At 63.6% G+C, this 15,285-nt stretch carries 16 protein-coding genes; 6 read left to right on the plus strand and 10 right to left on the minus strand.

Features of this window, described 5'->3' with window-relative positions:
- Positions 1-7 precede the first annotated feature (7 nt).
- The 6 genes from ACN9MW_RS00670 to ACN9MW_RS00695 all read left to right on the plus strand — a co-directional run bounded on the left by ACN9MW_RS00670 (position 8) and on the right by ACN9MW_RS00695 (position 9,753).
- On the plus strand, positions 8-1,924 hold the full coding sequence (locus ACN9MW_RS00670; protein WP_426166597.1) for a prolyl oligopeptidase family serine peptidase: 1,917 nt from the start codon (positions 8-10) through the stop codon (positions 1,922-1,924).
- The gene (locus ACN9MW_RS00675; RefSeq protein ID WP_426166599.1) at positions 1,921-6,084 is read left to right on the plus strand and encodes an SNF2-related protein; all 4,164 of its coding nucleotides are present in this window, start codon (positions 1,921-1,923) and stop codon (positions 6,082-6,084) included. Before ACN9MW_RS00670 ends, ACN9MW_RS00675 begins: the two co-directional genes overlap by 4 nt.
- Before the next feature lie 11 nt (positions 6,085-6,095).
- Positions 6,096-7,019 (plus strand): DUF2785 domain-containing protein, encoded by a 924-nt coding sequence (locus tag ACN9MW_RS00680; protein WP_426166601.1) that lies wholly within the window; start codon positions 6,096-6,098, stop codon positions 7,017-7,019.
- On the plus strand, positions 7,016-7,441 hold the full coding sequence (locus ACN9MW_RS00685; RefSeq protein WP_426166602.1) for a hypothetical protein: 426 nt from the start codon (positions 7,016-7,018) through the stop codon (positions 7,439-7,441). The genes ACN9MW_RS00680 and ACN9MW_RS00685 overlap by 4 nt, the downstream gene beginning before the upstream one ends.
- Positions 7,442-7,476: 35 nt before the next feature.
- On the plus strand, positions 7,477-9,402 hold the full coding sequence (locus ACN9MW_RS00690; RefSeq protein ID WP_426166604.1) for a DUF885 domain-containing protein: 1,926 nt from the start codon (positions 7,477-7,479) through the stop codon (positions 9,400-9,402).
- Positions 9,403-9,474: 72 nt separating this feature from the next.
- The gene (locus ACN9MW_RS00695; protein WP_426166606.1) at positions 9,475-9,753 is read left to right on the plus strand and encodes a hypothetical protein; all 279 of its coding nucleotides are present in this window, start codon (positions 9,475-9,477) and stop codon (positions 9,751-9,753) included.
- A 3-nt stretch (positions 9,754-9,756) separates the two neighbouring features.
- On the opposite strand, the gene tatC is transcribed toward ACN9MW_RS00695, so the two are convergent.
- The 10 genes from tatC to hisB form a co-directional block, all read right to left on the minus strand.
- Positions 9,757-10,515 (minus strand): twin-arginine translocase subunit TatC, encoded by a 759-nt coding sequence (gene tatC, locus ACN9MW_RS00700; RefSeq protein ID WP_426166608.1) that lies wholly within the window; start codon positions 10,513-10,515, stop codon positions 9,757-9,759.
- Positions 10,516-11,016 (minus strand): Sec-independent protein translocase protein TatB, encoded by a 501-nt coding sequence (tatB, locus tag ACN9MW_RS00705; RefSeq protein WP_426166609.1) that lies wholly within the window; start codon positions 11,014-11,016, stop codon positions 10,516-10,518.
- Positions 11,017-11,022: 6 nt separating this feature from the next.
- Complete coding sequence (gene tatA, locus ACN9MW_RS00710; RefSeq protein WP_426166610.1) at positions 11,023-11,256, minus strand: Sec-independent protein translocase subunit TatA; 234 nt, start codon at positions 11,254-11,256, stop codon at positions 11,023-11,025.
- Between the two features lie 74 nt (positions 11,257-11,330).
- A complete protein-coding gene (locus ACN9MW_RS00715; protein ID WP_130316485.1) occupies positions 11,331-11,705 on the minus strand; it encodes a histidine triad nucleotide-binding protein in 375 nt (124 codons plus the stop codon).
- 2 nt (positions 11,706-11,707) lie between these two features.
- Positions 11,708-12,037 carry a phosphoribosyl-ATP diphosphatase gene (locus ACN9MW_RS00720; protein WP_057265682.1) on the minus strand — a complete coding sequence of 110 codons (330 nt, stop codon included), beginning with the start codon at positions 12,035-12,037 and terminating at the stop codon, positions 11,708-11,710.
- Complete coding sequence (hisI, locus tag ACN9MW_RS00725) at positions 12,034-12,459, minus strand: phosphoribosyl-AMP cyclohydrolase (protein ID WP_426166611.1); 426 nt, start codon at positions 12,457-12,459, stop codon at positions 12,034-12,036. The genes ACN9MW_RS00720 and hisI overlap by 4 nt, the downstream gene beginning before the upstream one ends.
- Positions 12,460-12,476: 17 nt before the next feature.
- A complete protein-coding gene (gene hisF / locus ACN9MW_RS00730; RefSeq protein ID WP_426166612.1) occupies positions 12,477-13,238 on the minus strand; it encodes an imidazole glycerol phosphate synthase subunit HisF in 762 nt (253 codons plus the stop codon).
- A gap of 5 nt (positions 13,239-13,243) precedes the next feature.
- A complete protein-coding gene (hisA, locus tag ACN9MW_RS00735; protein ID WP_426166613.1) occupies positions 13,244-14,008 on the minus strand; it encodes a 1-(5-phosphoribosyl)-5-[(5-phosphoribosylamino)methylideneamino]imidazole-4-carboxamide isomerase in 765 nt (254 codons plus the stop codon).
- Positions 14,009-14,024: 16 nt separating this feature from the next.
- On the minus strand, positions 14,025-14,666 hold the full coding sequence (hisH, locus tag ACN9MW_RS00740; RefSeq protein WP_426166614.1) for an imidazole glycerol phosphate synthase subunit HisH: 642 nt from the start codon (positions 14,664-14,666) through the stop codon (positions 14,025-14,027).
- A 21-nt stretch (positions 14,667-14,687) separates the two neighbouring features.
- Positions 14,688-15,278 (minus strand): imidazoleglycerol-phosphate dehydratase HisB, encoded by a 591-nt coding sequence (gene hisB, locus ACN9MW_RS00745; protein ID WP_426166615.1) that lies wholly within the window; start codon positions 15,276-15,278, stop codon positions 14,688-14,690.
- Positions 15,279-15,285 lie beyond the last annotated feature (7 nt).

Raw genomic sequence — 15,285 nt, forward strand, 5'->3', positions numbered from 1 at the left:
AGCGCCCATGACTTCCACTTCCACCGCGCCTTTTGGCACCTGGCCATCGCCGATCAGCGCCGAAATGGTCGCTGCGGGCGCTACGCCGCTGTCTTCGGTCGTCCTGGACGGGGAGGACATCTACTGGCTGGCTGGCCGCGCGTCCGAAGCGGGGCGCACCACCATGATGCGCCGCCAGGGCGCTGCCGACGCCACCGAAATCACCCCAATGCCGTTCAACGTGCGCAATCGCGTTCATGAATATGGCGGCGGCGCTTATGCCGTGGCGGGCGGCGTGGTGGTGTTCTCGCACCATGCCGACAACCGGCTGTACCGGCTCGCGCCAGGCGGCGCCGCGGAAGCGTTCACCTCGCCCGGCCGCCAGCGCTTTGCCGATTTCGTGTTTGACCAAGCGCACGCGCGCCTGATCGCAGTGCGCGAGCAGCATCCTGAGGATGATGGCTCGCATGCGCAACCGGTGAATACTATCTGCGCAGTTGGCTTTGATGGCGGCGAGCGCGTACTCGTGATGGGCAATGACTTCTATTCTTCGCCCAGGCTGTCGCCGGATGGCCGTCGCCTGGCGTGGCTGTCGTGGGACCATCCGCGCATGCCGTGGCAGGGCACCGAGCTTTGGGTAGCGGATGTGGAGGCCGATGGTCGTCTCGGCACGCCTTCGCGCGTGGCCGGCGGGCCCCAGGAATCGGTCTGCCAGCCGGAATGGTCGCCTGCCGGCGTGCTGCACTTCGTCTCGGACCGCAGCGGTTGGTGGAACCTGTACTGCCTGCGCGAAGGCGCGGGCGGCACGGCCAGCGCAGTCGAAGCGCTGTGCCCGATGGCGGCGGAGTTTGCGACGCCGCACTGGACCTTCGGCAATTCGCTGTACGGCTTTGGGGCGAACGGCGACATCGTGTGCAGCTATATCGAGCACGGCGTCAGCAAGCTGGCATGCCTGCACGCTGGCAGCACGGTGCTGGCCCCCATCGCCACGCCGTACCAGGAGATCCGCGAACTGCGCGTGGGCGACGGCTATGTGGTCGTGCTGGCAGGCAGCCCGACCATCGCCAGCGAGATCGCCCGCATCGACCTGGCAAGCGGCGCGCGCGAAGTGCTGGAACGCTCGATCGCCGGACTGCCGGCGCTGGGCTACCTGTCCGTCCCCGAAAGCATCAGCTACCCGAGCGCCGGCGCCCGCACCGCTTACGCCTTCTTCTATCCGCCGGCCAACCAGGACGTGCACGCGCCGCAAGGCGAGAAGCCGCCGGTCATCGTCATCAGCCACGGCGGCCCGACCGGCATGGCAGCCAGCACCCTGAGCCTGAAAACGCAATTCTGGACCAGCCGCGGTTTCGGCGTCCTGGACGTGAACTACGGCGGCAGCACGGGCTTTGGCCGCGCCTTCCGCGATGCGCTGAAGGGGCAGTGGGGCATTGTCGACGTCGAGGACTGCATCGCCGGCGCACGCCACCTGGTGGCGCAGGGCTTGGCGGATGGCGAACGCCTGATCATCCGCGGCAGCAGCGCGGGCGGCCTGACGACCTTGTGTGCGCTGACCTTCCACGATGTATTCAAGCTGGGCGCCAGCTACTACGGCGTATCCGACCTGAAGGGGCTGGATGACGATTCGCACAAATTCGAATCGCACTACAACGAATACCTGATCGCGCCGAAGGAACAGGCCGAGGCGGTGTACGCCGAGCGCTCCCCGATCAATCATACAGGCCGCCTGTCGCGCCCGATGATCTTCTTCCAGGGGCTGGACGACAAGGTGGTGCCGCCGCCGCAGTCGGAAGCCATGGTCAACGCGCTGCGCCAGCGCGGCATTCCGGTCGAATACGTGGAGCTGGAAGGCGAGGGCCACGGCTTCCGCAAAGCCGACACCATCGTGCGCACGCTGCAGGCGGAGCTGGACTTCTACCAACGCATGTTTGGCTTGACCGGATGAGCGACACCCTGCTGGCGGAATTCGAGGCCCTCGAACAGCCTGAAAAAGCCATTCTCGCCTTGCTGGCACTGGTGGGCGACCCGATCGGCCGCACCGCCATCCTGGACCTCATGGTGGCGGCCGGCATCCGCGATGTGAACGACCAGCCCTTCACCACCCTGACACTGGACGATCCGCTGCTCAAGCTGGAACGCCTGGCCTTCACCACCGCGGTGATGGGGCGCGGCTATGTCTGCAACGCCCGCCTGCGCTGGCCGGCCATTCGCGCCGCCATCGGCGCCCACCTGCTGGACGATATCTGCAAGGCTTACGAGACGCTCAATCCCATGCGCCAGAACTGGAATGGCGCCTACGAGCCGCGCAGCTACCGCCACGGCGTGGCGCGCCTGCGCATGACCATGCTGCGCGGACGCCCGCCGCAGGATGTGCTGCCGCTGCTGTCCGCCTGCATGGTGTGCTACGAGGCGGCGCAACTGCATCCGATCGTCGACATCTTCTCGCGCCCCTTCGAAGCCGGGATGCTGTTGCTGGTGCATCCGGCCTTGCAGGATGACGTGCTGATGCTGCTGGTCCAGCACACCCAGCGCGAACCCGGCCTGGCGCCGCTGGTGCGCGGCTATGCGGAACGCCACCTGCAGCGCCGCCAGGCAGCCGGACAGGAGGCCAGCCCCGCGTTGCGGCTGGCGATGGCGGAACACGCCATCCTGTGCGGCAAGCTGGCCGACGCCATGCGCTTCCTGGAAGGGATGGACGGCGCACTGGCGCAGTGCTTCTCGAGCGCTGTGATGCTGCTGCGCGGCGATGTGGCCGGCGCGATCAACGGCTTTGAAGCCGCGCTGAAATCGATCCGCCGTGAATCCGGCAAGCGCAAACACCTGTTCCAGGGGATCGCCGGCCACCTGTACGTGCTGGCCCTGCTGCGCAGCGGCGACGCCAAACACCTGAAATCGGCGGAGAGCTACCTCGACGTCGCCGTGCACGCCCAGCATAACGCCGACAGCGCCGTCTACCAGCAACTGAGCATGCTGCGCCAGATCCGCGCCGGCACCATGCAGGCCGACCTGGTCACCCAGCGTGCCTGGGAAGCGCCGCTGCAGGCGCAGATGTTCCAATGCATGCTGTATTACTGGCTCGCGCTGCCACAACTGAAGCAGCGCCGCGCCGAGTTGCAGGACCTGTCGCAAGCTGCCGAGGCGGCGGGCTTCATGCTGCTGGCAGCAGGCGCAGAGAGCTTGCTTGGCCACCTGGGCGACGAGGCGGCCGCGGGACGCGCAGCTGCCTTGCGCGAGCAGCTTGGCTTTGGCGACATGGCCGCCTGGTTCGAACGCCAGGAAGCGTGGCAACGCCAACTGGCAGCCCTGATCAACCTGCAGCAGGGCGGCACCGAGACCGGCGGCGAAATGCGCCTGGTCTGGGCAATCAGTTACGGCGAGCGCCAGGGCATCGCGGAAATTGAACCGCGCGAGCAGAAACGCGACGTGCGCGGCGCCTGGGGCAAGGCGCGCCCGGTCGCGCTCAAGCGCCTGCGCGACGATGCTGCGCAGATGGAATTCCTGACGCCGCAGGACATGCGGGTCGGCAGCGCCATCATGCCATCGCGCCAGGCCTATTCTTCCGGCCTGCGCTACGACATCGACATCGACCAGGCGGTATTGGCACTGGTCGGCCACCCGCTGGTGTTCTGGATGGACGCGCCGGATACCCGCGTCGAACTGCTGGCCGGCGCACCCGAATTGCTGATCCGTACTCAGAAAGGCCAGCTGCACCTCGCACTGCACCCTGCCATTGAAAACCTGAACGCCAATGTGATCGTGCTGCGCGAGGCGCCGAACCGCTTGCGCGTGGTCAGCGTGCAGGACGAGCATCGCCGCATCGCGGCCATTGTCGGTGACGGCCTGACAGTGCCGGAGCATGCCAAGGACCAGGTGCTGAAGGCCATCGGCGCCGTGTCGTCGATGGTGACCGTGCAATCCGATATCGGCGGCGGCGCGGCCAGCGTCGAGCAGTGCGATGCCGACTCGCGCCTGCACATCCACCTGCTGCCTTACCAGCAAGGCCTGAAGATGCAGATCCAGGTGCGTCCACTGCGCGATGCGGGGCCGTATTACGCGCCGGGCGCCGGCGCCGAAAACGTGATCGCCGACGTCAATGGCCGCTCGATGCAGGCACGCCGCAGCCTGGCGGGCGAACGCGATGCGGAGCGCCAGCTGGTGCTCAAGTGCGAAGTGCTGGAACAGGCCACCGAGGAGCATGGCGAATGGCTGCTGGGAGAGCCCGCGCTCTGCCTGCAGCTGCTGGCCGAGTTGCAGGAGCAGGGCGCCGACAAGGTGGTGCTGGCGTGGCCGGAGGGCGAAACCTTCCGCCTTACCAAGCCCGTATACACCAAGCAGCTGCGCCTGAACATCAAGAGCAAGAAGGACTGGTTCGCCGCCAGCGGCCAGTTGGTGGTCGACGAAGACCGCGTGCTGGACCTGCGCTCGCTGCTGGACATGATCCGGGCCAGCAAGAGCCGCTTCATCGCGCTGGGCGACAAGGAGTTCCTCGCTCTTTCGGAAGAACTGCACCGCCGCCTGTCCGAACTGGCCGCCTATGGCGAAGACGACGACGCCGGCATGAAAGTGCACCGCCTGGCCGCCTTCGTGCTGGAAGAACTTGCCAACGATGTCGGCATGGTGGAAGCAGATGCGATGTGGCGCGAACACCTGCAGCGCATCGAGGCCAGTGCCAGCTACACGCCGCAACTGCCAAGCACCCTGCAGGCGGAGTTGCGCGACTACCAGCTGGCTGGCTTCGAATGGCTGGCGCGCCTTGCGCATTGGGGCGTCGGCGCCTGCCTGGCCGACGATATGGGCCTGGGCAAGACCTTGCAGTCGCTGGCCCTGGTGCTGCTGCGCGCGCCGCAGGGACCGACGCTGGTGGTGGCACCGACCTCGGTCTGCCTGAACTGGGCCAGTGAAGCGGCACGCTTTGCGCCGACACTGAATGTGAAGATGTATGCGACCGGCGACCGCGACGATATCGTCACCAATGCCGGGCCGTTCGACCTGGTGATCACCAGCTACGGCCTGCTGCAACTGGAGTCGGAACGGTTCACCAAGCCGAAGTGGCACACCATCGTGCTGGACGAGGCACAGAACATCAAGAATGCCGCCACCAAGCGTTCGCAGGCCGTCATGGCGCTGAAAGGCGACTTCAAGATGGTGGCTACAGGCACCCCGCTGGAAAACCACCTGGGCGAGCTGTGGAACCTGTTCCGCTTCATCAATCCTGGCCTGCTGGGCAGCCACGAACAGTTCAACCTGCGCTTTGCCGGCCCGATCGAGCGCCAGCAGGACCACCGGGCGGAAGTCGGCGCGCGCAATCGCCTGCGCCGCCTGATCGGGCCTTTCGTGCTGCGCCGGACCAAGGCGCAAGTGCTGACCGAACTGCCGGCCCGCACCGAGATCGTGCTGGAAGTCGACCTGTCGCCGGAAGAAACCGCGCTGTACGAGTCGCTGCGCCGCGAGGCGCTGGAAAACCTCGCCTCCATCGAAGGTCCCGCGGACCGGAAGTCGATGCAGATCCTGGCGGAGATCATGAAACTGCGCCGTGCCTGCTGCAACCCGAACCTCGTGGCGCCTTCGCTGCGCCTCGAGTCGAGCAAGCTGGCAGCCTTCGCGCGCCTGCTGGAAGGATTGCTGGAGAACCGCCACAAGGTGCTGGTATTCAGCCAGTTCGTCGATCACCTGTCCCTGATCCGCGCCCATCTCGACCGCAACGGCATTCAGTACCAGTACCTCGACGGCAGCACGCCGATGGCGGCCCGCAAGCAGTCGGTAGACGCCTTCCAGGCCGGCGAAGGCGACGTGTTCCTGATCAGCCTCAAGGCCGGCGGCGTCGGCATCAACCTGACGGCAGCCGACTACGTGATCCACATGGACCCGTGGTGGAATCCCGCCGTGGAAGACCAGGCTTCCGACCGCGCTCACCGCATGGGGCAACCGCGACCGGTCACCATCTACCGCCTGGTGGCACGCAATACAATCGAGGAAGGCATCGTCGAGCTGCACGGCCACAAGCGCGAACTGGCCGACAGCCTGCTCGATGGCAGCGACACCGCCGCTCGCATGACGGCGGAGGACATGCTTGCGATGTTGCACGAGAGCTTGCGCCGCTTCTGACAGGAGATGCTATGCAACTGACATCCATCGCCGCATGCGCCAAGACGCGCCAGCTCGCGACGACCGCTGCGCTGGCCGCAATCTGCCTGGCCGGGGCGCCGGTTTCCGGTTCCGCCGCCACCGCCAACTGTCCGGCCGCCGGGCTGCGCGAAGCGAAAGCCGCAAACTGGGACGTCGCCGGCGACGCCCAGCGACAGGCGCTGGCACTGCAAGCGGTCTCCTGCCTGTCGTCGCCCGATCCCATCGAGCGCGATGAACTGGCCTTCGAAGCGCTGCAAGCCTGGATGCGCGCCGACAAGCTCGATACCGCCACAGTGCAGGAGCTGCGCACCCGCCTGGCCGCGCAACTGCAGGCGCCGGATCCGCAAGGTTTCGCGCGCCCTTTCGCCGCCCTGGTGCTGGCCGACGTGGCGCGGGTGGACCGCATCAAGCCTTACCTCTCCACCGACCAGCGCGCGCAACTGGTGCGCGCCGCGACGGAATACCTGCGCGGCGTGAACGACTACCGCGGTTTCGACGAAAAGCAAGGCTGGCGCCACGGCGTTGCCCATGCCGCCGACGTCATGCTGCAGCTCTCGCTCAATCCAGCTTTGACCCGCGCCGAACATGAGCAAATGCTGGCAGCCATCGCCAGCCAGGTTACGCCGCCAGGCGAGCATTTCTATCACTATGGCGAAGGCGAACGCCTGATGGCTCCCATCTTCTACCTGTCGCGCGCCAAATCGCTGCAATGCAGCGACTGGGACGCCTGGTTTGCGCGCCTGGCCGCGGCACCGGCATCCAGCGGCACGCAGCAGGCCAGGCTGGCCCGCAAGCACAACCTGAACGGCTTCCTGCAGCCGCTTTACATCAACATCAGCGAAAGCAAGGACGAAGCGCAGCGCAACTGCCTGAAGCCACTGCTTCTGCGCGCATTGAAGCAGGCCGCCGAATGAACGTGCAACAAGCCCTGGCCTTTGTCGAACACCACGGTGTCGTGCTGGCCTCGGCGCGCGGCAACGTGCCAACGTTGACCGAAGCCATCGCTGGCGCCCCGATCAAGGGGAGCTGGTGGGGCCATCCTGAAGGCAAGCGCATTTTCGCGGTGCTCAGCGAAGTGCAGGAGCACGACGACGTTCTGGTCTGCCGCCTGCTGGCGGGAAAACTGACGCTGGTACACCGCCGCCTGTGGCCCGCCCTGGCGGCGTTGGCGGGCGAACTGCCTGCCGACGCGCTGGCGCGGGTACGGCAGGTGCATACCGCCACCGGCAAGCATGTCAACGAGGAGATCCCTTTTCCACAATGGCTCCCGCCCGATGCAGCCGCGGAAGCCGCAAGCATGGCCCCCGACAAGGCGCGGACGGCACTCAGCTTGTGATAATCTCCCACGCTGCACTAGCAAGAGGTTGAATTATGATGAAGACCAAAATCGCCCTCGCCGCGATGATGTTGAGCCTGGCCCTGTCGCCAGCCGACGCTGCGACGAAGGCCAAGAAATCCAATGCACCGGCGAAAACCGCCGTCAGCAAGAAGTCCGGCAGCAGCAAGGGCAAAACGAGCAAATCGTCGTCCAGGTCAAGCAAGGGCAGCAAATCCGGCGGCAAGTCCGCCAGCAAATCCAGGGCGGATAAGGCCAAACCGGCCGTCGCCAGCAAGCCGCTGCCGGCTGAACGCCGCCAGGACAAGGCTTTCGACAGCCAGGCCAACCAGTTCCTGGGCGCGCTGTGGCGCATCGATCCGGAGACTGCGATCTCCGTCGGCAAGTACGACACTGCTGCGCAGCTAAGCGTTCCCGACCAGGCTTTCCGCGACCAGCAACTCGCCTTCATTGACGAATGGCTGGATAAATTCGGCAAGATCGACGCCAGACAGCTCTCACCGAAACAGCGCAGCGACCTTGGCCTGCTGCAGAACAAGCTGAATTCGGACCGCTGGTACCTGACGACTTTCCGCGAGTGGGAATGGAACCCCGCGCTCTACAACATCGCCAGCCCGATCGACTTCGTGCTGAACACCGAGTATGCCGCACGGCCGCAGCGCCTGCGCACCCTGCTGCGCCGCATCGCCAGCGTACCGGCGTATTACGAAGCCGCACGCAACAACATCAAGAACCCAACGCGCGAACACGTGAAGCTGGCCATCGACCAGGCGCCTGGCGTGCTGGCCGTGCTGGCCGACCTGGACAAGCAGGCACAGGACTCGATCCTCAATGCCAACGAAAAGAACCTGTACGCGCAGCGTATCGCCGCCGCCAAGGTAGCCGTGGAGGCTTATGCAGCCTGGCTCGGTGAGCTGGACAAGTCGCTGGCTGTCAGCGGCGCGCGCTCCTTCCGCATCGGCAAGGAGATGTACGAAGCGAAGTTCGGCTACGACATCCAGTCCGGCAGCAATGCCGAACAGACATACCAGAAGGCGCTGGCGGCCCGCGAACAACTGCTGTCGAACATGGACCGCATTTCGGACGACCTGTGGCCGAAATACCTGGCGGACAAGGCCAAGCCGTCCGACCGCTTCGCGAAGATCGGCATGATGATCGACACGCTGTCGTCAAGGCACGTGGCGCGCGAAGAATTCTTCCCCGAGATCCGCCGTCAGATTCCTGTGCTGCAGGACTGGGTGGTCAAGAACGACCTGCTGACGCTCGATCCGAACAAGCCGCTGGTGGTGCGCGAGACGCCGGCCTACCAGCGCGGCGTGGCCGGCGCCAGCATCGAAGCTCCAGGCCCTTACCGCCCGCAGGACCGCACCTACTACAACGTGACGCCTCTGGACGACGCCACGCCGGAACAGGCCGAATCCACGCTGCGCGAATACAACCACTGGATCCTGCAGATCCTGAACATGCACGAGGCGATCCCTGGCCACTATGCGCAGCTGGTGTATGCCAACAAATCGCCGTCGATCGTGAAGTCGATCTTCGGCAACGGCGCCATGGTGGAAGGCTGGGCGGTGTACAGCGAACGCATGATGCTGGAATCGGGCTACGGCAACAACGAGCCTGAAATGTGGCTGATGTACTCGAAGTGGAACCTGCGCAGCGTGACCAACACCATCCTCGATTACAGCGTGCACGTGCAGGGCATGACGGAGCCGGAGGCGATCGACCTGCTGACCCGCCAGGCCTTCCAGACTGCCGCCGAAGCGAAAGAGAAATGGCGCCGCGCGCAGCTCACCTCGGTGCAGCTCACTAGCTATTTCTCGGGCTACTCGGAAATCATGGAATTGCGCGAGCAGCGCCGCGCCGCCCTGGGCAGCAAGTTCTCGCTGAAAGACTTCCATGAAGACTTCCTGAGCTACGGCAGCGCACCTGTGCGCGTGATCAAAGAGCTGATGCAGTAATCAGTCTAGGCTGCTCCCATGCCCCGCGCACGCCGCGGGATGATTCTGCTAACATGAATCGAGGGAGTGGCCATGACCATGCCGATCCAGTTTGATACAGCTCAATTCGTTAAAACACTGGTTGATGCTGGCGTGCTGCGTGAGCATGCCGAGGCGCACGCCGACGCTTTGAAACTTGCGCTGAGTCAACCGGTGGCGAATGATGCAGATCTAGCCATATCACGTGCAGAAATGCGTACTTTGCTTGCTGAACTTGAGTTGCGGCTGACGAAGAAGATGCGGCCGCTCTGGGTCTTGAATATCATTACCCTGATACTCGTCAGCGCAAATACGGTAAAGATCTTCTTCTGATCCTTAGTCCGCTTTTTCTTCCGGTGCAGTGGTCGCCTTGACGAACATCGGCGACAGGATCACGCCAATTTCAAACAGCAGCCACATCGGGATAGCCAGCGAGAACTGGCTGACGATATCCGGCGGGGTCACGATCGCTGCGATCACGAAGGCCGCCACGATCACATAGCCGCGCCATTCCCTCAGCTTGGCGACGGACACCAGGCCCATGCGCACCAGCACCACCACCACCACCGGCACTTCGAAAGCGCAGCCGAAAGCCAGGCACATTGACATCACGAAGTCGAGGTAGTTCTCGATATCCGGCATCACCGCAATCGAAGTCGGCGACACCTGGTTGATGAAGGCGAACACCTTGCCGAACACCAGGAAATAACAGAACGCCACACCCGCCATGAACAGGGCGGAGGAGGCAATCACCAGCGGCGCGACCAGCTTCTTTTCATGCGCGTACAGGCCGGGGGCAACGAAAGCCCACATCTGGTACAGCACCCACGGCAGCGACAGGATGAAGCCGAACAGCAGCGTCACCTTCATCGGCACCAGGAAGGGCGAGATCACGCTGGTGGCGATCATTTTCGAGCCCACCGGCATGGCGGCAATCATCGGCGCGGCGATCAAGTCATAGATCTTGGAGGGGCCGATACCGAAGCCGATCAGCGCCGTCATCACCACGATGCCGATGCTGGCCTTGACCAGGCGATCGCGCAGCTCAACCAGATGGCTGATGAAGGTCTCTTCGACGGGTTCTTGTTGACTCATTTAGAAAAACGATGCGTTCTTGCGGCTGCCGGGGCGGTGGCGCTTCATGCGCGCCGCGCCGGAGATGACGTGGGTGCGGACGCCGGCCTGCTGCTTGTACCACAACGGCACGGCAGAACTGCGCACCACGCGCTTGCGGCGGAAATCCTTGGCCTTGCGCGCCATGTCTTCGCTGGTCGGGGTGTACAGGTCCAGCGAAGGCGTCGTGACCGGGTCTTCATTGCGAAACGCCGCCTCCACTTCCCGCATATCCTTGCCGATGGAGTTTTCCATCTCGTCCTTGAAGGTGCTGGCGGCTTCTTCGGCCTGCTTGCGCAGGTTCTTCAGCTCGTCCAGCTCCATTTCACGGGAGACTTCGGATTTGACGTCGTTCAGGTAACGCTGGGCGCGGCCGTACAGCGTCCCGGCCATGCGCGCCACCTTGGGCAGCTTTTCAGGACCGATGACGACCAGGGCCACTACCCCGATGACGGCGATTTTGGTAAGACCGAGGTCGATCATTGCTGGTTACTGCTTATTCTTTTCCTTGGCTTCGACTTCGATGGTGCCCTTGTCGGTCACCTGCGCTGCCGGAGGAGCTGGCTGTGCCGGCTTCTCTTCATCCGCGCCCTTGACGCCATCCTTGAAGCCCTTGACGGCCTTGCCCAGGTCGGAGCCGATATTGCCCAGTTTCTTGGTGCCGAAGACCAGCATGACAATCACCAGAACGATCAGCCAGTGCCAAATGCTAAAAGAACCCATTACAAAACCCCTAAAAAAATCATTCGTTGGGACAGTATACGCGAAGCGCACCCTGTCATGTGCTTGTCATAATCTCAAGTCCGCATGCCGCGCCATGGACGCGGGCCGCCGTACAGGTGCATATGCAGGTGGTACACCTCCTGGCCGCCATCGGGACCGCTGTTGATCAGGGTCTTGTAGCCGCGTGTCGGCGTGCCATCTGCCTCGTAGGCAACGGCAATATCATGCTGCTCAGCCAGTTGCGGCACCAGCGCCAGCATCTTGCCCAGCAGGGGCGCGTGCTCCGGCTTGCAGTCAGACAGGGTCGACAAGTGCTGTTTCGGGATGATCAGCAAGTGTACCGGCGCGGCCGGGTGGATGTCCTTAAACACCATCAAGTCGTCGTCTTCATGCACCACGGTCGACGGGATCTGTTTCGCTGCAATCTTGCAGAACAAGCAATTTTCCACTTTTATTCCTTACGGGATGCTTTTTCTTCCAGGCCGGACAGGCCTTCGCGGCGCGCCAGCTCATCGAGTACCTGCTGCGGCGACAGATCGAATTGCGCCAGCAGCACCAGCGAATGGAACCACAGGTCGGCGCATTCGTACAGCACTTTCGAAGCATCGCCGCTGACGCGGGCGTCTTTTGCCGCCATCACGGTCTCGGTGGCTTCCTCGCCGATCTTTTTCAGGATCGCATCGTCGCCTTTGGAAAACAGCTTGGCGACGTACGATGACGACGGGTCGCCGCCCTTGCGCGATTCGATGGTGGCCGCCACGCGGTCCAGTACATTGCTCATTTCTTAGCTTCCGCGTAAATCTCTTCAGGATCTTTCAAGACCGGCTCGGTGTTCTGCCAGTCGCCATTCTCGAACTTGTTGAAGAAGCAGGAGTGGCGGCCGGTGTGGCAGGCGATATCGCCTTCCTGTTCGATCTTCAGCAGCACCACGTCTTCGTCGCAATCAAGGCGGATTTCCAGCACTTTCTGCACGTGGCCGGACTCTTCGCCCTTGTGCCACAGCTTCTTGCGCGAGCGGCTCCAGTAGACGGCCTCGCCCAGCTCCACAGTCTTGTAGAGCGCATCCCGGTTCATCCACGCGAACATCAGCACATCGTTGCTGCCGGCTTCCTGTGCGATGACAGGCACCAGGCCATGTTCGTCCCACTTCACCTTGTTCAGCCATTTGGCTTTGGCGACATTAGCTGCAATTGCGGTAGCCATTGTGTGTTCCCCGAAGTTTAAGAAAGGCGCATGGGAATCCCCTGCGCCGCCATGAATTGCTTGGCTTCCTGTACGGTGTGCTGGCCGTAGTGGAAGATGCTCGCCGCCAGCACCGCATCGGCGTGGCCCAGCTTGACGCCGTCGGCCAGGTCTTGCAGGCCGCCTACGCCGCCGGAGGCGATCACCGGGATGCTGACCGCATCGCTCACGGCGCGCGTCAGGCCCAGGTCAAAGCCGGACTTGGTGCCGTCGCGATCCATGCTGGTCAGCAGCAGTTCACCGGCGCCCAGCTCGGCCATCTTGCGCGCCCATTCCACGGCATCCAGGCCGGTCGCGTTGCGGCCGCCGTGGGTGAACACTTCCCACTTGCCGGGAGCGACGTTCTTGGCGTCGATCGCCACCACGATACACTGGCTGCCGTGCTTTTGCGAAGCCTCGTACACCAGCTGCGGATTGGTCACGGCGGAGGTGTTCATGCTCACCTTGTCCGCGCCGGCGTTCAGCAGGCGGCGCACATCTTCGACCTTGCGCACGCCGCCACCCACCGTCAGGGGGATGAAGACTTGCGAGGCCACGGCTTCGATGATGTGCAGGATCAAGTCGCGGTTGTCGCTCGAAGCAGTAATGTCGAGGAAGGTCAGTTCGTCCGCACCCTGCTCGTCGTATCGGCGTGCGATTTCCACCGGATCGCCGGCGTCGCGCAGCTCGGTGAAGTTGACCCCTTTCACGACGCGGCCATCGGTCACGTCGAGGCAGGGGATGATGCGTTTAGCCAGCATATTCTTTACTCTGAAAGTTCGTCGGCACGTTCCTGCGCCGAAGCCAGGTCCAGCGTGCCTTCATAGATCGAACGGCCGCAGATCACGCCTTCGACGCCTTCGTCCTGCACAGCGCACAGGGCTTCCACGTCGGCCAGGTTGTGCAGGCCGCCGGAGGCGATGATCGGGATGCGCACCGCCTGCGCCAGGCGCACGGTGGCTTCGATGTTCACGCCGCCCATCATGCCGTCGCGGCCGATGTCGGTGTAGATGATCGATTCAACACCGTAGCCTTCGAATTTCTGCGCCAGGTCGATTACTTCGTGGCCGGACAGCTTGCTCCAGCCATCGGTCGCCACCTTGCCGTCCTTGGCGTCCAGGCCGACGATGATGTGGCCGGGGAAGGCGCCGCAGGCATCCTGCAGGAAGCCCGGGCTCTTCACGGCGGCCGTGCCGATGATGATGTAGCTGATACCGTCGTCGAGGTAGCGCTCGATGGTGTCGAGGTCGCGGATGCCGCCGCCCAGTTGCACCGGGATTTCAGGCAGGTCAAACTCCTCGGCATAGTCTTGCACGGCCTGGATGATCGATTTCACCGCACCTTCGTTCTTTGGCTTGCCGGCAAAGGCGCCGTTCAGGTCCACCAGGTGCAGGCGGCGCGCGCCTTGCTCGAGCCAATGGCGGGCCATCTTGCCCGGGTCGTCGGAAAAGACGGTTGCAAGTTCCATATCGCCCTGTTTCAGGCGAACGCAGTGACCATCCTTGAGGTCGATAGCAGGAATGAGCAGCATGATGTTGTTCTTGAGGTTAAGGATTCCAGTGGATGAAATTTTTGTACAGTTGCAGGCCGGTGGCGGCACTCTTTTCAGGGTGGAACTGTGTGGCAAAAATATTGTCGCGGGCGACGGCGCAGCAGAACGGCTGGCCGTACACGGTTTCCGCCGCGCTGTGCTGCGCCTGGGCGGGTTGCGCGAAGTAGCTGTGCACGAAATAGAACCACGCGTTGTCGGGAATACCGTCCCACATCGCGTGCGGCGCGCGCTGGCGCACCTGGTTCCAGCCCATCTGCGGCACCTTGAAGCGCGAACCGTCTTCCTGCAGCATGCCGTCGAGCTGGAAGCGCACCACCTTGCCGGGCAACAGGCCCAGGCCCGGGGTATTGCCGCCTTCTTCGCTCATGTCAAACAGCATCTGCTCGCCCACGCACACGCCCATCATCGGCTTCGACGCGGCAGCGCGCAGCAGCGCATCTTTCACGCCGGATTCATTCAGGCTGCGCATGCAGTCGCGCATGGCGCCCTGGCCGGGCAGCACGATGCGGTCGGCGGCATCAATGGCGGCGGGCTCGCCGGAAATCAGTACTTCGGCTTCGGGTGCAACGGCGCGCAATGCCTGCGCTACGGAACGCAGGTTACCCATGCCGTAATCGACTACTACGATTTTTTTCATATCAGTCAGCCGTAGTTGTCGTTACAGGCTTCCTTTGGTGGACGGGATGGCGCCAGCAGCGCGCGGATCAAGTTCGCTGGCCATGCGCAGGGCGCGGCCGAAAGCCTTGAACACGGTTTCGCACTGGTGGTGTGCATTGGTGCCGCGCAGGTTGTCGATGTGCAGCGTGACGCCCGCATGGTTGACGAAGCCGCGGAAGAATTCCAGCGTCAGGTCGACATCGAACGCGCCGATCATCGCGCGGGTGAATGGAATGTGGTACTCGATGCCCGGGCGGCCGGAAAAGTCGATGACCACGCGCGACAGCGCTTCGTCCAGCGGCACATAGGCGTGGCCGTAGCGGCGGATGCCCTTCTTGTCGCCAATGGCCTTGGCAACTGCCATGCCGAGCGTGATGCCCACGTCTTCCACCGTGTGATGGTTGTCGATGTGGGTGTCGCCGGTGGCTTCAATATCGAGGTCGATCAGCCCGTGGCGGGCGATCTGGTCCAGCATATGGTCGAGGAATGGCACGCCCGTGTTCAGCTTCTGGACGCCGGTACCATCAAGGTTGATGGCAACGCGGACCTGGGTCTCGCTGGTGTTGCGAGTGATTTCTGCGGTGCGGTTCATGAAAAGC

This window comes from Pseudoduganella sp. R-34, from assembly GCF_049904655.1.
GTDB lineage: Bacteria > Pseudomonadota > Gammaproteobacteria > Burkholderiales > Burkholderiaceae_D > Rugamonas.